We start from the raw sequence: 19,315 nt of genomic DNA on the forward strand, positions 1-19,315 counted from the left end.
ATCGCGCTGGAACCGGCGGCGGATCAGCGGTGGGAACCAGCCCTCGACCATGTTGAGCCGTGACGCCGAGGTCGGCACCGGCGACGTCGCCTTCGGGCCGGGCGCCGTCGCCACCGCCATCTCAGGCCGACGGCCCGGCCCCGGACATCATATGTCGGTGGACTTCCGGATCAGACCGTCGATGCCGCCCGGAAGCCAGGCCGCCAGCATGGCTCACGAGAGAGTCCTCACACGTCGAGGTTGGCCACCGACAGCGCGTTCTCCTGGATGAACTCGCGGCGGGGCTCCACCACGTCGCCCATCAGCTTGACGAACATGTCGTCGGCCTCGTCGACCTCCTTGATCTTGACCTGGAGCAGCGAGCGCGCGTTGCGGTCGAGCGTGGTTTCCCAGAGCTGGTCCGGGTTCATCTCGCCGAGGCCCTTGTAGCGCTGGATCTGGGTGATGCCGCGCGAGCCCGCCGCCATCACGGCCTCGACCAGAGCGGTCGGCCCCGCCACCGGGGTCGCGTCCGAGCCGCGGGCGAAGACCGCGGGCCGGTCGTAGATCTCGATCAGCGAGGGGCCGAGCTCGTCGAGGCGGCGCGCCTCGGCGGAGGCGAGCAGGCCGCCGTCGAGCACGGCCGCCTCCTTCACGCCGCGCACCGTGCGGGTGAACACGAAGCCGTCGTGGCCGATGCCGCCCTCCCAGCCGCGCTCGGTCTCCTCGGCCAGCGCGTTGAGGCGGCGCGCCACGTCCCCGGCCAACCGCTGGGCTTCCTCGTCGCCGAGCGTCGACAGCGGCTTCAGCGCGCCCGCCACGGCCGCCTGCTCCACCACGCCGCGGTCGTAGCGGGAATGGAGCTGGGCCAGCACGGCGCGCACGAGCCGCGCCTGCTCGATGGCGGTGCGAAGATCGCCGCGCGCCCGCTCCTCGCCCGAGCCGAGCCGCAGCACCGCGTTCTCGATGCCGTTGTCGGTGAGGTAGTCCTCCTTGGCGCGCTCGTCCTTGAGGTACTGCTCGGACTTGCCGCGCTTGACCTTGTAGAGCGGCGGCTGGGCGATGAAGATGTGCCCGCGCTCGATCAGCGACGGCATCTGCCGGAAGAAGAAGGTCAGCAGCAGCGTGCGGATGTGGGAGCCGTCGACGTCGGCGTCCGTCATGATGATGATCTTGTGGTAGCGCAGCTTGTCGGCGTTGAAGTCCTCGCGGCCGATGCCGGTGCCGAGCGCGGTGATGAGCGTGCCGATCTCCTGGCTCGACAGCATCTTGTCGAAGCGGGCGCGCTCGACGTTGAGGATCTTGCCGCGCAGCGGCAGCACGGCCTGGAACTCGCGGTTGCGCCCCTGCTTGGCCGAGCCGCCGGCCGAGTCGCCCTCGACGAGGAAGATCTCGGCCAGGGCCGGGTCGCGCTCCTGGCAGTCGGCGAGCTTGCCGGGCAGGTTGGCGACGTCGAGCACGCCCTTGCGGCGCGTCAGCTCGCGCGCCTTGCGGGCCGCCTCGCGCGCCGCGGCGGCCTCGGCCACCTTGCCGGCGATGATCTTGGCGTCGGCCGGGTGCTCCTCGAACCATTGCCCGAGCGTCTCGTTGACGATGCTCTCGACCACCGGGCGCACCTCCGAGGACACGAGCTTGTCCTTGGTCTGCGAGGAGAACTTCGGGTCGGGCACCTTCACGGACAGCACGCAGGTCAGGCCCTCGCGGCAGTCGTCGCCGGTGACGTCGACCTTCTCCTTCTTCGAGATGCCGGAGCGCTCGGCGTAGCCCGTCACCTGGCGCGTGAGCGCGCCGCGGAAGCCCGCCATATGGGTGCCGCCGTCGCGCTGCGGGATGTTGTTGGTGAAGGGCAGCACGGTCTCGTGGTAGCTGTCGTTCCACCACATCGCGACCTCGACGGTCATGCCGTCCTTCTCGCCGCGCATCAGGATGGGCTTGTCGACCAGCGCCGCCTTGGTGCGGTCGAGGTAGCGCACGAAGGCCTCGAGGCCGCCCTCGTAGAACAGCTCCTCGCGCTTCACCTCGGCGCGGCGCGCGTCGGTCAGCACGATGCGGACGCCGGAGTTGAGGAAGGCCAGCTCGCGCAGGCGGTGCTCCACGGTGGCGTAGTCGAACTCGGTCTTCGAGAACGTCTCCGGCGAGGGCCAGAACGTCACGGCGGTGCCGCGCCGCTCGCGGCCGCGCTCGTCCTGGCCGGCCGGGCCGACCACGCGCAGCGGCGCCACGGCGTCGCCGTGGGCGAACTCGATCTCGTGCTCGTGGCCGGAGCGCCAGATGCGCAGCGCGAGCCTGGTCGACAGCGCGTTGACGACCGACACGCCGACGCCGTGCAGGCCGCCCGACACCTTATAGGAGTTCTGGTCGAACTTACCGCCGGCGTGGAGCTGGGTCATGATGACCTCGGCGGCCGACACGCCCTCCTCCTTGTGGATGTCCGTCGGGATGCCGCGCCCGTTGTCGGAGACGGACACGGAGCCGTCGGCGTTGAGCGTCACAGTGACGAGGTCGGCGTGGCCGGCGAGGGCCTCGTCGATGGCGTTGTCCACCACCTCGTAGATCATGTGGTGGAGGCCGGAGCCGTCGTCGGTGTCGCCGATGTACATGCCGGGGCGCTTGCGCACCGCGTCGAGGCCGCGCAGCACCTTGATCGAATCGGCCCCGTAGGCGTTGGGTTCGGGTGCGGCTGACGGGACGGGCGACTGGGACATCGAGTGCAGCTTTCTCCGATCCGGAAGGCCGGGCCGATAGGGCGGCCGGGATCGCTTTTGGGGCGGCGCGGAGCGGCGCCCGGGACACACTTTATATAATGGCGCCTGTGCCTTGATGAAAGGCAAAGAGGCTCCGGCCCTCAGCGGGGCGCCGCGCCGTCGAGCAGCGGCAGCACGGATTCGCCCCCCGCCATCTGCGGGTTCGACGGGTCGAAGCCGTCCTTGGCTTCCCGGGCCGCCACGATCGTGCGGGCGTCCCGGAAGGCCTCGGGGAGCGTCGCGTCGCGGCGGAGCGCCTGGTTGAACAGGGCGTCGCCGAAGTAGGTCCAGTGCGCCTCCGGCTGGCAGCCGAACGACGGGTGCGTGCTGTCCGCCGCGGTCATCACCAGCGTGTCGGGCGAGGCCAGCGCCGTATAGGTACCGGCGAAGCAGGCCGACACGATCACGACGCGGTGCCGGAACGGGCTCGCGTCGAGGATCGAGCGCAGCTGGTCCGGCGGGATCAGGCCGATGCGACCCCCGCCCTTGTCGGCCATGCCGTCCGGCGAGCCATGCGTGGTGAGCAGCAGGATCAGCACGTCGCGCGCGGGGTCGACGCCGCGCGCCGCGCGCTTCAGCGCCGCCGCGATGCCGGACGGGCCGTTGACCAGGGCGCGCGCGGTGTTGGACTGCACCACCACGGGGCCGCCGTGCCCGTAGCGGGTCGACAGCACCTTCGCGGCGCCTTCGGCTTCGGATCGGAACACGGGATCGCTCCACAGCGCCAGCGCCACCACGGCCGCCTTGGCGGGGGCGGCCGGAGCCGCCGCGGCGGGCATCGCCAGGGGCAGGAGGGCGAGGAGCGCGAAGGCGCGGCGCAGGGCGGCGAGGGTCATGGGTGTCGTGCTCCGGCCCCGCGTGCCACGGGGCGACGCGAGCCTACCACGCCCCGCGCCCGCGCCGCCTCCGGCGTGGTCGCACCCGCGCCACGGGGAAGCCTCGAAAACAGGCAGCCGCCGTTCTTGACACCAATCTTGTGCTGGTTTCTATGAACCCGCCCAGCGGATTGGGGCACTCCGGTGCCTTTTTCGCGATGAAACCAGCCCCGCGCGCCGGGGCGAGACGACCGGGCCGCGGCGGGGGAGCGAGACCGATGGTGGCGAGCCCTTCCGACGACGACGACGCGGCCATGCGGGCCCGCCTGAAGGAGCTGTCCGGCGCGCTCGACAGCCACCGCAGGGCGGCCGAGGCGCCGAAGGCAGGGCCGGGCGTGCCGTCCCCGAACGGGATGGGCCAGGCCATGAGCCTCGGCTTCCGGGTCATGTCGGAGTTCGTCGCGGCCGTGGTGGTCGGCGGGTTCATCGGCTGGGTCCTCGATCGGTGGCTGGGCATCTCGCCCGCCATGCTGATCGTGTTCGGGGCGCTGGGCACGGTCGCGGGCTTCTGGAACGTGTACCGCATCGCCGCGCAGCCGACCGGGCCGCGGCGGTGACGACGGGGCGGCCCTCCGGGCCGCGGGATCGGACGCGGAACCCCCGACGGGGCGCCGCCAGGGATGAGGTTTGAGCGTGGCTGAGCAGGCAATCAACCCGATCGAGCAGTTCAACGTCGCGCCGCTGTTCCGGTCGGGCAAGCTCGGCCACACCGACATCGCCTTCACCAACGCGTCGCTGCTGATGGTGATCATCCTCGGCCTCGTGTCGCTGCTGATGATCTACGGCACGTCGCGCCGCTCGCTGGTGCCGGGCCGCCTGCAGGCCGCCGCCGAGATGTCCTACGAGTTCGTGGCCGACACGGTGCGGTCCACCGCCGGCAACGAGGGGATGCGGTTCTTCCCCTTCGTGTTCAGCCTGTTCATGTTCGTGCTCTTCGCGAACCTGCTCGGCCTGCTGCCCTTCTCCTACACGGTCACGAGTCAGATCGTGGTCACCTTCGCGCTGGCCGCGCTGGTGATGATGATCGTCATCGTCTACGGGCTGGTGCGCCACGGCACCCACTTCCTCGGCCTGTTCAAGCCGTCGGGCGTGGCGCCGGCCATCCTGCCCTTCATCGTGCTGATCGAGATCATCTCGTTCCTGTCGCGGCCGATCTCGCTCTCGGTCCGCCTGTTCGCCAACATGCTGGCCGGTCACATCACCCTGAAGGTGTTCGGCGGCTTCGTGGTCCTGCTGCTCGGGTCGGGCACCGCCGCGGCGCTGATCGCGCCCCTGCCCTTCCTCGGCATCATCATCCTCACCGCTTTTGAGCTGCTCGTGGCCGTCCTCCAGGCCTACGTGTTCGCCATCCTGACTTGCGTCTACCTCAACGACGCGATCCACCCGGGCCACTGATAAACATCCAACAACAGCCGGTCGCCCGTCCAACACCGAAAGAGAGAGCACACCATGGATCCCACCTCGGCCCAGCACATGGCTGACGCCTACATGAACGCCGCCAAGTTCATCGGCGCCGGCCTCGCCGCCATCGGCATGGGCGCGGCCGCCATCGGCGTCGGCACCATCTTCGGCAACTTCCTGTCCGGCGCGCTGCGCAACCCGTCGGCGGCCGACGGCCAGTTCGGCCGGGCCTTCATCGGCGCGGCGCTCGCCGAAGGTCTGGGCATCTTCGCCTTCCTCGTGGCGATCCTGCTGCTCTTCGTGAAGTGATGCATCGCCGCCGCGGGACGCCCGTCCCGCGGCGGCCCCTCATCGGCCGGCACGCCGGTCCCGCCCGAGCCCCGACCCCGGAACCGACATGGCCGTCGCCGAACAGACCCTCGCCCAGGCCTCCGACCTGACGCCCGAACCCGCCGCCTTCCCGCCCTTCGAGAGCGCCTCCTTCCTGTCCCAGATCTTCTGGCTGGTCGTGATCTTCGGCCTGCTCTACTGGCTGATGTCGACCATCGCCCTGCCGCGCGTCGGCGCGATCCTGGACAACCGCCGGAACCGCATCGAGGGCGACCTCGCCGACGCGGCCCGGATGCAGGAGCAGGCCACCGCGGCCGGCGCCGCCTACGACACCAAGCTCGCCGCCGCCAAGGCCAACGCCCAAGCGCTCGCGCAGAAGACCCACGAGGACCTCCTCGCCGAGCAGGACGCCAAGCGCCACGCGCTGGAGGACGAGCTCAACGGCAAGATGGCCGCCGCCGAGCGCCAGATCGGCGACACCAAGGCCCGCGCCATGGGCAACGTCCAGGGCATCGCCCGCGACGCCGCGGCCGCCATCGTCGAGCACCTCACCGGCAAGCCCGCCGACCGTCAGGCGATCGACGACGCCGTCAACCAGGCGGGTGCCCCCGCCGCCACCGTCGCCTGAGGGAGGACAGCTATGGACGCCGAAGCCTGGGTCGCCCTCGGATTTCTGATCTTCGTCGGTCTCCTCGCCTACCTCGGGATGCACGGCAGGATCGCCGACGCGCTCGACGGGCGCGCCCGCCGCGTGGCCGACGAGCTCGCCTCGGCCAAGCGCCTGCATGACGAGGCCGCCGCCGTTCTCGACAGCTTCAAGCGGAAGGCTGCCGCCGCCGAGGCCGAGGCCGCCGCCATCGTGGCGCAGGCCCGCAAGGAGGCCGAGCTGATGAGCCAGGAGGCGCACGCGCGCCTCGAGGACTACGTCGCCCGCCGCACCAAGCAGGCCGAGCAGAAGATCGCCATGGCGGAAACGCAGGCCGCCGCCGACGTGCGCGCCGCCGCGGCCGACGCGGCAGTCCGGGCCGCCGAGATCGTGCTGCGCCGCGACCCCAAGGGGACGGGCGTGAGCGACCTCGCGGGCCGCGAGATCGAGCGGCTGAAGACGCAGTTCCACTGATCCGATCGGGGATGCGATCGCGAAGGGCGCCGGCGGGACACCGCCGGCGCCCTTCGCCGTTTCAGGGGCCCCCACCACGCCGCGCACCGCCCCGCGGCAGTGCCGCGCGCCGGCTTTCCCGGCGGTTCCGCTCGGGACTGCGCCTCCGCCGCCGCCAGAAATTGTCGGACGACTGTCAAACGTCCATTGCGGCGCGTTTCGACCGCCCATAAGCTCCCCGACAACGAAGAGATCGGGGAGAGCGCCGGGATGAGCGCGATGGGGTCACCGCGCGGAAGCGCGGTCCTGGAGCTGAAGGGCATCGGCAAGGAGTTCGGCGCCATCCGGGCGCTGTCCGACGTCGACCTCGCGATTCAGCCGGGCGAGGTCGTCGGCCTCATGGGCGACAACGGCGCCGGCAAGTCCACGCTGGTCAAGATCATCGCGGGCAACTTCCACCCGACGCACGGCACCATCCGCCTCGACGGCGAGGAGCACCGCTTCGACCGCCCGCTCGACGCCCGCGCGGCCGGGATCGAGGTCGTCTACCAGGACCTCGCGCTGTCCGACAACGTGTCGGCGGCCGCCAACGTCTTCCTCGGCCGCGAGATCACCCGCCGCGTCGGCCCCTTCCGCTTCCTCGACCACCGCGCCATGAACGCCCGCGCACTCGAGCTCTTCGCGGAGCTGAAGAGCGAGACCCGCCCGCGCGACCTCGTCCGCTCCATGTCGGGCGGCCAGCGCCAGGCCGTCGCCATCGCGCGCACGCGGCTCGCCAAGGCCAAGCTGATCCTCATGGACGAGCCCACGGCCGCCATCTCGGTGCGGCAGGTCGCTGAGGTGCTCGACCTCATCCGCCGCCTGCGCGACGGCGGCGTGGCCGTGATCCTCATCTCGCACCGCATGCCGGACGTGTTCAGCGTCTGCGACCGCGTCGTCGTGCTGCGCCGCGGCACGAAATGCGCCGACAAGTCGGTCGCCTCCTCGACGCCCGAGGAGGTCACCGCCCTCATCACCGGCGCCAAGGAGTTCGCCTGATGTCCGACGCCGCGCCCGGCATCGTCTTCACCAACGTCGGCCGGGACCGCTGGTACCGCTCCGGCGCGCTGGCGTCGCAGACCGCCTACGTGGGCCTCGCCCTCGTGGTCGTGGTGGCGTTGGTGGCGGTCTTCGCCAATCACTTCCTGTCGGCCAACAACCTCCTCAACACGTCGAAGAACTTCTCCTACATCGCCATCGTGGCCCTGGGCTCGACGCTGGTCATCATCACGGGCGGCATCGACCTGTCGGTCGGCTCGGTGATGGCGCTGACCGCCGTGCTCACGGCCATGCTGATGAAGATGCTGGCCGGCACCTTCCTGGCCGGCGTGCCGTTCGGCGTCATGGGCGGCGCGGTGCTGCTCGGCCTCGGCGCCGCGGCGCTGGTCGGCCTCGTCAACGGGCTCATGATCGCGGTGGTGAGGCTGTCGCCCTTCGTGGTGACGCTGGGCACGCTGTCGATCTGCCGCGGCATCACCTACGTGATCACGCAGGGCCGCGGCCAGGCGCCGGCCGGACCGGGCGTCGACGCCTTCTACGCGCTGACGGACGGCAGGATCGCCGGGCTGCCGGTGCCGCTGGTCTACCTGCTCGTGCTCGCCGCCGTGATGGGCGTCGTGCTCCGGCACACGCGGTGGGGCCGCTACGTCTTCGTGCTCGGCGGCAACGAGCGCGCCGCCAAGCTCACCGGCGTTGCGGTGGCGCGGGTCAAGGTGTCGGTCTACGTGCTCTGCGCGCTCGGCGCGGGCCTGGCCGGCATCCTGATCCTGGGCTGGCTCGGCTCGGCCCCGGCCAACCTCGCGGTGGGCTACGAGCTCAAGATCATCGCCGCCTCCGTCATCGGCGGCGCCGACCTCGCGGGCGGCATCGGCGGCCCGGCCGGGGCCGTGATCGGCGCGGCCCTGATCGAGGTGATCCGCAACGGCCTCGCCCTGTTCGGCGCCGACACCTACTGGGAGCAGGTTTTCGTCGGCTCGATCATCGTGCTCGCCGTGCTGGTCGACCGCATCCGCACGCGCCAACCCGAATAGGGCGGCGCGTCCCCCATCCCCGGCGCCGGGCGAGAAGACCCGGCGCGGGCTTTCGAGAGAGAAACGCCGATGAAGTCCCTCCTGCTGGCCGCCGTGGCCGTGGCGTCGCTGATGGGCACCGCCCGCGCCGCCGACACCTTCGCCCTGATCCCCAAGGGCATGGACAACCCCTACTTCGACCTGTCGCGCGACGGCTGCATGGCGGAAGCCAAGAAGATCGGCGTGACCTGCATCTACAAGGGCCCGGCGACGCACGAGCCGGCCACCGAGGTGCAGATCATGCAGGACTTCATCACGCAGGGCGTCCAGGGCATCGCCATCTCGGTGGCGGACGCCGATTCCGTGACGGGCGTGATCAAGCAGGCGCGCGACGCCAACATCCCGGTCATCACCTTCGACGCCGACGCCCCGAACTCGGCGCGCCAGGCCTATGTCGGCACGGACAACAAGGAGATGGGGCGCGAGCTCGGCCGCCAGCTCATCAAGGTCCATCCCCAGCCCTCGACCTTCGCCACGCAGTCGGGCGGGCCGGCGGCCGAGAACCTCAACGAGCGCCTCGCGGGCCTCTACGAGGTCCTGAAGGGCGCGGGCTGGACGGAAGTGAAGGGCTCGCCCGCCTTCTGCAACGACGATGCCGCGCTGGCGGCCCAGCAGCTCACGGATTTCGCCACCGCCAATCCGGACATCGGCGCCATCATCCCGGTCGGCGGCTGGGCGCTGTTCGCGCCGAAGGCCTACAAGGGCTACGTGGACGCCAACATGGACAAGGTGAAGGCCGGCAAGTTCCCACTCGTGATGCCCGACACGCTGCCGGTCGAGCTGCAGCTGCTCAAGGAGGGCTACGCCCAGGTGCTGGTGGGCCAGCGCCCCTACGAGATGGGCGAGAAGGCCATGGACATCCTGCTGAAGCTGAAGAACGGCGAGAAAGTGCCGGTGATCAACATTTCGGGGCTCGACGTCGTCACCAAGGACAACGTCGACAAGTTCCTGAAGCCGGCGAACTGAGGCGGGGGCGGCCCGCTCGGATGGAGCGGGCCGCCTGTCCGGCCGGAGCCGTCCTCAGTTCCGGGCCGGCGCCGGCAGGCTCGCGAGCTTGTCGAGCATCGCGTTGACCGTGTCGGCGCAGGTCTTGGCGCTGTCGTCGTCGGCGCACTTCACGTCGACCACGGCGTCGCCGCGCTGAAGGTGGAAGTGGGCGGCGCGGCTCGGGGGCGGCGGGGGCGGGGGCGGCATCATGCCGGGACCGCCGGGGCCGCGCGGGCCGCCGGGGGGCGGCGGGGGAACGGCCGGGCCGCCCGCCACCGGACCCGGGGTGCCGGGCTGGCCGGCGGGAGCCGCCTGGCCGACGGCCGGGGCCGGGGCCGCGCCGGAAGCGGGGGCGGCCGGAGCGGTCTGCGCCAGTGCGGCGGGCACCAGCAGCGCCAGGCCGGCGGCGGCGAGAATCAATCTGCGCATCGTGTGGTCCTTCCAGTCCGGCGCCCGGGACCCCCGAGGGCCCGACCCGCATTCGGGTCGGCGGGGCGGCGCCGATGGACCGTCTTCTAGGCCCCGGCCCCGCGACCGGCCCTGAACCCCGCGGTTCAGGTTCGGTTCAACCGCGTGCCCTACCCCGGCGCCCTCACCCAACCGGAGATCCCATGCGCGTGCTGCTGGTCGAAGACGACGCCGAGCTCGCCGCGGGCGTGGCGGCGGTGCTCAAGCGCGAGAACTTCGCGGTCGACGTCGCCCGCAACGGCGAGGACGCCCAGCACCTCGGCGAGACGGAAAGCTTCGACGCCGCCGTGCTCGACCTCGGGCTGCCCAAGGTCGACGGCATCACGGTCCTGAAGGGCTGGCGCAAGGCCGGCTGCAAGCTGCCCGTCCTCGTGCTGACGGCGCGAGACGGCTGGTCCGACAAGGTCGAGGGCTTCAAGGCCGGTGCGGACGACTACCTCACCAAGCCGTTCCGCGTGGAGGAGGTGGTGCTGCGCCTGCGCGCCCTGATCCGCCGCTCGGAGGGCCACGCCGAGTCGCGCGTCAGCTGCGGCCCGCTCACCTTCGACGCGCAGCTCGGCACGTTCGAGCTCGACGGGCTCCCCCTGCGCCTCACGGGCCTCGAATGGCGCGTGCTCGCCTGCCTGACGCTCCGCAAGGAGGTCGTCGTCGAGCGCGCGAACCTGATCGAGCGCGTCTACGACGGCGACGCCGAGGTCGACTCCAACTCGGTCGAGGTCATCGTCGGCCGTCTGCGCCGCAAGATCGGCCACGACATGATCGAGACCGTTCGGGGCCGCGGCTATCGGCTGACGGCCGGCGCGACGTGACGCCCCCGCATCTCCGAACGCGCCGCCCGCGCTCGCTGCGGGCACGGCTGGCGCTCGGCGCCGTGCTGCTCGTGGTCGGCGCCGTGGTGGCGACCGGCCTCGTCGACGCGCTGACGCTGCGCCGCTTCATGGAGGGGCAGATCGACAGCCGCCTCGACACGCAGATCAACACCGTGACGGCGGCGCTCGGCGTCGCGCCGGACGGGCGGCTCGCGCTGCGCCACGACGTCGAGGGGCCGCCCTTCGACCGGCCGGGCTCGGGCTGGTCCTGGGAGGTGCTGTCCGGCACGGAGGTCGTGGCGCGCTCGGGGTCGCTCCGCCCGGCGGACCGCCTGCCGCCTCCGCCGGACGGCGCGCCTCCCCCGGCGCCGGACCGGCCGAGGCCCCCACGGCCGGGCACGGGGTTCGGCCCGGACGGCGAGATGCTGCGCCTCCGGTCGAGCGAGGCGCGTGTCGGCCCGCTGCTCGCCACAGTGCTGGCCGCGGCGCCGCTCGCGGCCCTGACCGACCCGCTGCGCGACGTGCTGGTCAACCTCACCTTCACGCTGGCGCTGCTCGGCGCGGCGCTCGTCGGCGCCGCGCTGGTGCAGGTGCGGGTGGGGCTGGAGCCGCTGCGGCGCCTCCAGCGCGACCTCGCCGCGGTCCGGGCCGGCCGCATCGAGCGCATCCCTCGCCCCCAGCCGGCCGAGGTCGCCCCGCTGGTCGCCGAGGTGAACGCGCTGCTCGACGAGAATGCCGAGAACCTGGCCCGCGCGCGCCGCCACGTCGCGAACCTCGCGCACGGCCTGAAGACGCCGCTGGCCACGCTGGCGGTGAAGCTCGACGCCTCGGCGGGCGACCCCGACGGGCAGCTCGGCCACCTCGTGTCCCTGATGGACCGGCGCATCCGCCACCACCTCGGCCGGGCGCGGGCCGCCGCGCTCGGCGGCACGTCGCGCGTCCGCACAGACCTCGCGCCCCGCGTGGACGACCTCGCGGCGGCGCTGCCGAAGATCTACGCCGACCGCGGCATCGCCTGCCAGGTGTCGGTGCCGTCGGACCTCGCCCTCGCCTGCGACGCGCAGGACCTCGACGAGATGCTGGGCAACCTGATGGACAACGCCTTCAAGTGGGCCCGGTCGGGCGTGCGCGTGACGGCGCGCGCGGAGGATCGCGCCGCGGTGGTCGCGGTCGAGGACGACGGGCCGGGCCTGCCGGACGGCGCCGTCCAGGAGGCGATGCGGCCCGGCCGGCGCCTCGACGAGGCGTCGCCGGGCCACGGCTTCGGCCTGCCGATCGCGCGCGAGCTCGCAGAGCTGTCCGGCGGCGGGCTCAGGCTCGGCCGGTCGGGGATGGGCGGCCTCGGCGCGGAGCTGACGCTGCCGCTGGCGGAGAGCTGACCGGAAGACGCCTCAGGTCAGGAGGCGCAGCGGCCAGCCCGCGGCGCGCCGGTCCCGCACGGACGCGACGTTGCGTCGGATCCAGGCGTCGGCGCCGAGCGCGCGGCCAGCGCCCGACACCGCGAGGCTCCCGCCCAGCAGGGCGAGGAAGACGAAGCCCCAGGGCCACACGGCCGGGTCGCCCGGGCGCTGACCGTAGACGCCGAGGAACAGGAGCGCGCCGGCCAGGAAGGTGCAGAGCCCCGCGAGCCGCACGAAGAGCCCGAGGATGAGGGCCGCGGCGAGGACGAACTCGACCAGGAACACGACGGGGTCGAAGACCGTGAAATGCGTCAGCAGCGTGTCGTTGATGAACTGCCCCACGCGCGGGAAGGCCGCGCGGCCGCCCGCCTGCTGCGTCCAGGCGTAGAGGCTGTTGCCGGTGCCGAAGGGCAGCGTGCCCAGGAGGGCCTGGAACCACATGCAGCCCACCAGCACCCGGACGATCCACAGCCACAGCAGCGCCCCGCTGCGTTGCGCCCGCTCCTGCCGGAGGTTGATCGCGAGCAGCAGCACGCTGCACACGACCAGCGCGTAGAAGGCGAGGATGACGACGTATCTGGCGGCGCCGAGCGCCGTGTAGTCGGCCGTCTCGCCCGTCAGGAAGGCGACGAGGTCGTGCAGCAGGTTCGACATGGCTTCTCCTCGTGGCGCCCTCGGCGCGGGGGTCGCCGTGAGGTTTGCGTGTGCGGCCGGGTTCCCGGCCGCGGGCCGAGGCTTAGCCGCGTCGCGGGCGGGAATCCAGGGCTCCCGCGCGGCGCGGCCGGTCGCGGCAGGGTCGCCGCGGCGCGCGGGAACCCGCGACCTCGCCTCCCGGTTTCAGCGCCGAACGAGTCAGCGTTCCGGAGCGCTCCATGACCATCGCGGCCCCTGCCCACCCCGTCCGCTACCGGCCCGACCTCGAGCAGCCCGAGCCCGACGAAGCGCAGGTGACGCGGGACATCATCGCCCAGTTCAACAAGATCGAGGGGACGGTGTTCAAGGACACGGGCCACGCCGAGCGCGGCGTCCACGCCAAGAGCCACGGGCTCCTGCGGGCCGAGATGCGCGTGCTCGGCGGCCTGCCCGACGCCCTCGCTCAGGGCGTCTTCGCCCGGCCCGGCACCCATCCGGTGATCATGCGGCTGTCGACCAACCCCGGCGACGTGCTCGACGACAGCGTGTCGACCCCCCGCGGCCTCGCGGTGAAGGTCATCGGGGTCGAGGGCGAGCGCCTGCCCGACGCCGCGGGCGCGAACCAGGACTTCGTGATGGCCAACGCGCCCGCCTTCTCGGCCGGCACGCCGAAGCAGTTCCTGAGAAGCCTGAAGCCGCTCGCCGCCTCGACCGACACGCCGCAGGTGCTGAAGAAGGTCTTCTCGGCCGCCCTGCGCGGGGTGGAGAGCGTGGTCGAGGCCGCGGGCGGCAAGAGCGCGACGCTGATCTCGCTCGGCGGCCATCCCGAGACGCACATCCTCGGCGAGACTTTCTATAGCCAGGTGCCGATCCTGTACGGGGACTACGTCGCCAAGGTCTGCGTGCGCCCGGCCTCGCCCGACGTGAAGCGCCTCACCGACGCGCCGCTGAACGTCAACGGCAAGCCCAACGGGCTGCGCGACGCCGTCACGGCCTTCTTCGCCGAGCACACGGCGGAGTGGGACCTCTGCGTGCAGCTCAACACCTCGACCGACACGATGCCGGTCGAGGACGCCTCCGTGGTCTGGCCCGAGGACGAGAGCCCCTACGTGCCGGTGGCCCGCATCACCGCGGGGCCGCAGGTGGCCTGGGACGAGGCCAAGCACGAGCGCATCGACGATCGCATGTCCTTCAGCCCCTGGCACGGGATCGCGGCGCACCGGCCCCTCGGCGCCATCATGCGCGTGCGCAAGGCCATCTACGAGGCCTCATCGAGCTTCCGCGCGGAGGCCAACGGCGTCACACTGGAGGAACCCAAGCGGGACGAGGGCATCGCGGCATGACTCACGACACGACGGGCGACCTGGTCGAGGACCGGGGCGCGTTCAGCATCTACGGCCATTGGCGCTCCAACGCCATGTACAGGCTGCGCGTGGCGCTGGCCCTCAAGGGAGTGAGCTACCGCGAGATCCCCGTCGACATCGACGCGGGCGAGCAGCGCTCGCCGGAGTTCCTGGCCCGCAACCCGATGGGGGCCGTGCCGGCACTGGTCGAGGACGGGTTGCCGCCGCTGACGCAGTCCCTGGCGCTGCTCGAATACGTCGAGGAGCGGTTCCCGCAGCGGCCTTTGCTGCCGGCGGACGCGCGCGGCCGGGCGCGGGTGCGCTCCATCGCCTGCGACGTGGCCTGCGACACGCACCCGCTGATCGTGCCGCGGGTGCGCAAATATGCCACGACCACGCTCGGGCTCGACCAGGACGCCTGGCGCGCCTGGGCGGCCCACTGGGTCGGCACCGGCATGGAGAGCCTGGAAGCCAAGCTGAAGGCCAGCCCCGACACGGGCCGCTACTGCCACGGCGACAGCATCACCATCGCGGACATCTGCGCCTCCGGCATGGCGATGATCGGCCGCATCTTCAAGCTCGACCTGCCGGCGACGCCGACGCTGACGGCGATCCTCGACCGCTGCATGGAGGATCCGGCCTTCGCGGAGGCGGAGGCGTCGCGCCAGCCCGGCGCGCCGCAGGGCTGAGGGCTCCCTGATAACATCCAGCGCCGTAGGCCATGCTGTCATCCCGGACGGAGCGGAGCGACGACCCGGGGCGGTCGATCCGACGGGGCTCAACCGGTCGATATCGCGCCCGGCCTCACCGCGGGATCCCGGCTCAAGGCCGGAATGACACACCCGCCGTCGAGGCCGAAGCATCGATCACTGCAGCCGGAACTCCGGCCCCACCAGCGCGATCTCGGCGGGCCTGATCAGCCCGGAATGGCCCACCCGCACCGAGTGGAGCGCGCCGTCGAGCGTATCGCGCCAGAACTGCAGGAACTTCGTCAGGGCCGGGAAGCCAGGTGCGAGGTCGTAGGCCTGCCACACGTAGCTCTGGAGCAGGCCGGGGTGATCCGGCAGGTGGTACAGGATCTCCGCCGTGGTGAGGCCGTAGCCGGCGAGCTGGCGGATGAAGTCGGGTGAGACGTCGCGTGCCGATCCCATGTGACGACCTCCGAAACGGAGCCAAGATCACGAGTCGCGCGAGGCGGGGCCGTCGCGCCACGGTCACATTTCGCGCCGCACAGCGTTTACGAAGGGTGAAGCCCCGTCGCGCGCAGGGACCGGGCGCCGATGCGCCTTGCGCCATATAACAATATCTTTATATCAGCATGTGATCGATCGGAGCACAGCATGAGTCAGGACATCGACGCCCTGTTCGGGACGAGCGCGGGCCGCACCCGCGAGGGCCGGCAGGACGGCGCCGAGATCCTGGCCGCGCTGACGGCCGCCGCGCGCGAGCGCATCTTGGTGCTCGACGGCGCCATGGGCACGCAGATCCAGGGCCTCAATTACGAGGAGCACCACTTCCGCGGCCACCGCTTCCAGGCCTGCGAGTGCCACCTCAAGGGCAACAACGACCTCCTGACGCTCACGCAGCCCGAGGCCATCGAGGCGATCCACTACGCCTACGCCAAGGCCGGCGCCGACATCGTCGAGACCAACACCTTTTCGTCGACCACCATCGCCCAGGCTGATTACGGCATGGAGGACGCGGTCTACGAGCTGAACCGCGACGGCGCGCGTTTGGCCAAGCGCGCCCTGCTGCGCGCCGAGCGCGAGGACGGCCGCCGGCGCTTCGTGGCCGGCGCGCTCGGCCCGACCAACCGCACGGCCTCCATCTCGCCCGACGTGAACGACCCCGGCTTCCGCGCCGTCACGTTCGACGATCTGCGCGTGGCCTATGCCGAGCAGGTGCGCGGCCTGATCGACGGCGGCGCCGACATCATCCTGATCGAGACGATCTTCGACACGCTGAACGCCAAGGCGGCTTACTTCGCGACCCACGAGGTGTTCGAGGAGACCGGCATCCGCCTGCCGGTGATGATCTCCGGCACGATCACGGACCTGTCGGGCCGCACCCTGTCGGGCCAGACACCGACGGCTTTCTGGAACGCGCTCAGCCACGCGAAGCCCTTCACCATCGGGCTGAACTGCGCGCTCGGCGCCGAGGCGATGCGGCCGCACCTCGCGGAGCTGTCGGCCGCGGCCGGCACCTTCGTGTGCGCCTACCCCAACGCCGGCCTGCCCAACGAATTCGGCCTCTACGACGAGACTCCCGAGATGATGGCGGCGCAGATCGCCGGCTTCGCCGACGAGGGCCTCGTCAACGTGGTCGGCGGCTGCTGCGGCTCGACGCCCGAGCACATCCGCGCCATCGCCGAGGCGGTGCGCGGCAAGGCGCCCCGCGCCCTGCCCGACATCGCGCCGATAATGCGCCTGTCGGGCCTGGAGCCCTTCGCGCTGACGACGGAGATCCCCTTCGTCAACGTCGGCGAGCGCACCAACGTCACCGGCTCGGCGCGCTTCCGCAAGCTGATCAAGGAGGGCGACCTCGTCGCCGCGCTCGACGTCGCGCGCGACCAGGTGGCCAACGGCGCCCAGATCATCGACGTCAACATGGACGAGGGCCTCATCGACTCCGAGAAGGCGATGATCGACTTCCTCAACCTCGTCGCCGCCGAGCCCGACATCGCCCGCGTGCCGGTGATGATCGACAGCTCCAAGTTCTCGGTCATCGAGGCCGGCCTCAAGCGCGTCCAGGGCAAGGCCATCGTCAACTCCATCTCCATGAAGGAGGGCGAGGAGGCCTTCCTCAAGGCGGCCCGCACGGTGCGGGCCTACGGGGCGGCGGTGGTCGTCATGGCCTTCGACGAGCAGGGCCAGGCCGACACGCTGGAGCGCAAGAAGGAGATCTGCGCCCGCGCGTACAAGCTGCTGGTCGAGGACGGCTTCCCGCCCGAGGACATCGTCTTCGACCCCAACGTCTTCGCGGTCGCGACCGGCATCGAGGAGCACGACGGCTACGGCGTCGCCTTCATCGAGGCGGTGCGCTTCATCCGCACCGAGTTGCCCCACGCCCACGTGTCCGGCGGCGTGTCGAACCTCAGCTTCTCGTTCCGCGGCAACGAGCCCGTGCGCGAGGCCATGCACGCCGTGTTCCTGTACCACGCCGTGCAGGCCGGCATGGACATGGGCATCGTCAATGCGGGCCAGCTCGCCGTCTACGCGTCGATCGACCCCGAGCTGCGCGAGGCCTGCGAGGACGTGGTGCTGAACCGCCGCGCCGAGGGCACCGAGCGGCTGCTCGCCGTGGCGGAGCGCTTCCGCGGCGCCAAGGGCCAGGAGGCCAAGGCACAGGACCTGACGTGGCGCGAGCGGCCCGTGGCCGAGCGGCTGTCCCACGCGCTCGTCAACGGCATCACGGAATATGTCGAGGCCGACGTCGAGGAGGCGCGGCTCGCCGCCGAGCGGCCCCTCCACGTCATCGAGGGGCCCCTGATGGACGGCATGAACACGGTCGGCGACCTGTTCGGCGCCGGCAAGATGTTCCTGCCGCAGGTGGTCAAGTCCGCCCGCGTGATGAAGCAGGCCGTGGCGCACCTCCTGCCCCACATGGAGGCCGAGAAGGCGGCCGGCGGCGGGACCGAGCGCGCTTCCGCGGGCCGCATCCTCATGGCCACCGTGAAGGGCGACGTCCACGACATCGGCAAGAACATCGTCGGCGTCGTGCTGGCCTGCAACAACTACGAGGTCATCGACATCGGCGTGATGGTGCCGGCCGCGAAGATCCTTGAGGTCGCGCGCGAGAAGCAGGTCGACGTCATCGGCCTGTCGGGCCTCATCACGCCCTCGCTCGACGAGATGGTGCACGTCGCCTCCGAGATGGAGCGCCAGAAATTCCGCGTGCCGCTTCTGATCGGCGGCGCCACGACGAGCCGCGTCCACACGGCCGTGAAAGTCGCGCCGCGCTACACCTCGGGCCAGGCCGTCTACGTGACGGACGCGAGCCGCGCTGTCGGCGTCGTGTCGAGCCTGCTGTCGCCCGACAACCGCGACGCCTTCGTGGAGCGCACCCGTGACGAATACCGCCGCGTCGCCGCCGCCCACGCGAAGAGCGAGGCCGACAAGCAGCGCCTACCGCTCGCCAAGGCGCGCGCGAACCGGCTCGCGATCGACTGGAGCGGCTACGAGGCGCCGGTGCCGTCCTTCCTCGGCACGCGCACCTTCGAGACCTACGACCTCGCCGACCTCGCGCGCTTCATCGACTGGACGCCCTTCTTCTCCACCTGGGAGCTGAAGGGCCGCTACCCCGCCATCCTCGACCACGAGACGCAGGGGCCCGCGGCGCGCGCGCTGTTCGACGACGCGCAGGCCATGCTGGCGAAGATCGTCGCGGAGGGCTGGTTCAGGCCCAAGGCCGTGGTGGGCTTCTGGCCCGCGGAAGCGGTCGGCGACGACATCCGCGTCTTCACCGACGAGGCGCGCGACGAGGAGGCGGCGACCTTCTACACGCTGCGCCAGCAGCTCTCGAAGGGCGGCGGGCGCGCGAGCCTCGCCCTCGCCGACTTCGTGGCGCCGCGCGAGTCCGGGGTCGGCGACTACGTCGGCGGCTTCGTGGTCACGGCCGGCATGGAGGAGGAAGTGCTCTCCGAGCGCTTCACCCGCGCCAACGACGACTATTCCTCCATCATGGTCAAGGCGCTGGCCGACCGCTTCGCCGAGGCCTTCGCCGAGGCCATGCACCAGCGCGTGCGCAAGGAGCTGTGGGGCTACGCCCGCGCCGAGCAGTTCGAGCCAGACGAGCTGATCGGCGAGCCCTACCGCGGCATCCGCCCGGCGCCGGGCTACCCGTCCCAGCCCGACCACACCGAGAAGGCGACGCTGTTCCGCCTGCTCGACGCCGAGGCCAAGGCGGGCGTGCGCCTGACGGAAAGCTTCGCCATGTGGCCGGGCTCCTCCGTGTCGGGCCTCTACCTGGCGCATCCCGAGGCCCACTACTTCGGCGTCGCCAAGGTCGAGCGCGACCAAGTCGAGGACTACGCGCTGCGCAAGAACATGCGGGTCGGCGAGGTCGAGCGCTGGCTCGGGCCGATCCTCAACTACGTGCCGGGCGGGGCCGAGCCCTTGCCGCAGGCGGCGGAGTAGGAGG

18 protein-coding genes are annotated in these 19,315 nt (G+C 71.5%); 13 read left to right on the forward strand and 5 right to left on the reverse strand.

Annotation, left to right across the window (positions count from 1 at the left end; genetic code table 11):
- Positions 1-227: 227 nt before the first annotated feature.
- Both gyrB and L7N97_RS01305 read right to left on the reverse strand, forming a co-directional pair.
- Positions 228-2,684 carry a DNA topoisomerase (ATP-hydrolyzing) subunit B gene (gene gyrB / locus L7N97_RS01300; protein WP_237476582.1) on the reverse strand — a complete coding sequence of 819 codons (2,457 nt, stop codon included), beginning with the start codon at positions 2,682-2,684 and terminating at the stop codon, positions 228-230.
- Between the two features lie 140 nt (positions 2,685-2,824).
- Positions 2,825-3,559, reverse strand: coding sequence for a C13 family peptidase (locus L7N97_RS01305; protein WP_237476583.1), 735 nt, complete (start codon positions 3,557-3,559; stop codon positions 2,825-2,827).
- A 257-nt stretch (positions 3,560-3,816) separates the two neighbouring features.
- Between L7N97_RS01305 and L7N97_RS01310 the strand changes: the two genes are divergently transcribed.
- From L7N97_RS01310 to L7N97_RS01345, 8 genes are all read left to right on the forward strand, one after another.
- Positions 3,817-4,155: an AtpZ/AtpI family protein gene (locus L7N97_RS01310; protein WP_237476584.1), complete on the forward strand. Its 339-nt coding sequence runs from the start codon at positions 3,817-3,819 to the stop codon at positions 4,153-4,155.
- A gap of 76 nt (positions 4,156-4,231) precedes the next feature.
- A complete protein-coding gene (locus tag L7N97_RS01315; RefSeq protein ID WP_237476585.1) occupies positions 4,232-4,993 on the forward strand; it encodes a F0F1 ATP synthase subunit A in 762 nt (253 codons plus the stop codon).
- Between the two features lie 54 nt (positions 4,994-5,047).
- The gene (locus tag L7N97_RS01320) at positions 5,048-5,308 is read left to right on the forward strand and encodes a F0F1 ATP synthase subunit C (RefSeq protein ID WP_428980943.1); all 261 of its coding nucleotides are present in this window, start codon (positions 5,048-5,050) and stop codon (positions 5,306-5,308) included.
- 88 nt (positions 5,309-5,396) lie between these two features.
- Positions 5,397-5,957 (forward strand): F0F1 ATP synthase subunit B family protein, encoded by a 561-nt coding sequence (locus tag L7N97_RS01325; RefSeq protein ID WP_237476586.1) that lies wholly within the window; start codon positions 5,397-5,399, stop codon positions 5,955-5,957.
- A 12-nt stretch (positions 5,958-5,969) separates the two neighbouring features.
- Complete coding sequence (locus L7N97_RS01330; RefSeq protein ID WP_237476587.1) at positions 5,970-6,449, forward strand: F0F1 ATP synthase subunit B family protein; 480 nt, start codon at positions 5,970-5,972, stop codon at positions 6,447-6,449.
- Between the two features lie 249 nt (positions 6,450-6,698).
- The gene (locus tag L7N97_RS01335) at positions 6,699-7,466 is read left to right on the forward strand and encodes an ATP-binding cassette domain-containing protein (RefSeq protein ID WP_428980944.1); all 768 of its coding nucleotides are present in this window, start codon (positions 6,699-6,701) and stop codon (positions 7,464-7,466) included.
- A complete protein-coding gene (locus L7N97_RS01340) occupies positions 7,466-8,497 on the forward strand; it encodes an ABC transporter permease (RefSeq protein ID WP_237476588.1) in 1,032 nt (343 codons plus the stop codon). The genes L7N97_RS01335 and L7N97_RS01340 overlap by 1 nt, the downstream gene beginning before the upstream one ends.
- Before the next feature lie 69 nt (positions 8,498-8,566).
- On the forward strand, positions 8,567-9,502 hold the full coding sequence (locus L7N97_RS01345) for a sugar-binding protein (RefSeq protein WP_237476589.1): 936 nt from the start codon (positions 8,567-8,569) through the stop codon (positions 9,500-9,502).
- 54 nt (positions 9,503-9,556) lie between these two features.
- Here L7N97_RS01345 and L7N97_RS01350 read toward each other — a convergent pair whose 3' ends face one another.
- The gene (locus L7N97_RS01350) at positions 9,557-9,952 is read right to left on the reverse strand and encodes a hypothetical protein (protein WP_237476590.1); all 396 of its coding nucleotides are present in this window, start codon (positions 9,950-9,952) and stop codon (positions 9,557-9,559) included.
- Positions 9,953-10,134: 182 nt separating this feature from the next.
- Between L7N97_RS01350 and L7N97_RS01355 the strand changes: the two genes are divergently transcribed.
- Together L7N97_RS01355 and L7N97_RS01360 are read left to right on the forward strand one after the other, a co-directional pair.
- Complete coding sequence (locus tag L7N97_RS01355; protein WP_237476591.1) at positions 10,135-10,800, forward strand: response regulator; 666 nt, start codon at positions 10,135-10,137, stop codon at positions 10,798-10,800.
- A complete protein-coding gene (locus L7N97_RS01360) occupies positions 10,797-12,179 on the forward strand; it encodes a sensor histidine kinase (RefSeq protein ID WP_237476592.1) in 1,383 nt (460 codons plus the stop codon). The genes L7N97_RS01355 and L7N97_RS01360 overlap by 4 nt, the downstream gene beginning before the upstream one ends.
- A gap of 12 nt (positions 12,180-12,191) precedes the next feature.
- On the opposite strand, the gene L7N97_RS01365 is transcribed toward L7N97_RS01360, so the two are convergent.
- Positions 12,192-12,854 carry a DoxX family protein gene (locus tag L7N97_RS01365; RefSeq protein WP_237476593.1) on the reverse strand — a complete coding sequence of 221 codons (663 nt, stop codon included), beginning with the start codon at positions 12,852-12,854 and terminating at the stop codon, positions 12,192-12,194.
- A 218-nt stretch (positions 12,855-13,072) separates the two neighbouring features.
- Here L7N97_RS01365 and L7N97_RS01370 point away from each other — a divergent pair, with 218 nt between their 5' ends.
- Together L7N97_RS01370 and maiA are read left to right on the forward strand one after the other, a co-directional pair.
- A complete protein-coding gene (locus L7N97_RS01370) occupies positions 13,073-14,176 on the forward strand; it encodes a catalase family protein (RefSeq protein ID WP_237476594.1) in 1,104 nt (367 codons plus the stop codon).
- A complete protein-coding gene (maiA, locus tag L7N97_RS01375; protein WP_237476595.1) occupies positions 14,173-14,865 on the forward strand; it encodes a maleylacetoacetate isomerase in 693 nt (230 codons plus the stop codon). The genes L7N97_RS01370 and maiA overlap by 4 nt, the downstream gene beginning before the upstream one ends.
- Before the next feature lie 177 nt (positions 14,866-15,042).
- Here maiA and L7N97_RS01380 read toward each other — a convergent pair whose 3' ends face one another.
- Positions 15,043-15,327 carry an usg protein gene (locus L7N97_RS01380; protein ID WP_237476596.1) on the reverse strand — a complete coding sequence of 95 codons (285 nt, stop codon included), beginning with the start codon at positions 15,325-15,327 and terminating at the stop codon, positions 15,043-15,045.
- A 189-nt stretch (positions 15,328-15,516) separates the two neighbouring features.
- Here L7N97_RS01380 and metH point away from each other — a divergent pair, with 189 nt between their 5' ends.
- Positions 15,517-19,311 carry a methionine synthase gene (metH, locus tag L7N97_RS01385; RefSeq protein WP_237476597.1) on the forward strand — a complete coding sequence of 1,265 codons (3,795 nt, stop codon included), beginning with the start codon at positions 15,517-15,519 and terminating at the stop codon, positions 19,309-19,311.
- The last annotated feature ends 4 nt before the right edge of the window (positions 19,312-19,315 follow it).

It is taken from the genome of Lichenibacterium dinghuense (genome assembly GCF_021730615.1).
In the GTDB taxonomy this organism is placed as follows: Bacteria; Pseudomonadota; Alphaproteobacteria; order Rhizobiales; family Beijerinckiaceae; genus Lichenihabitans; species Lichenihabitans dinghuensis.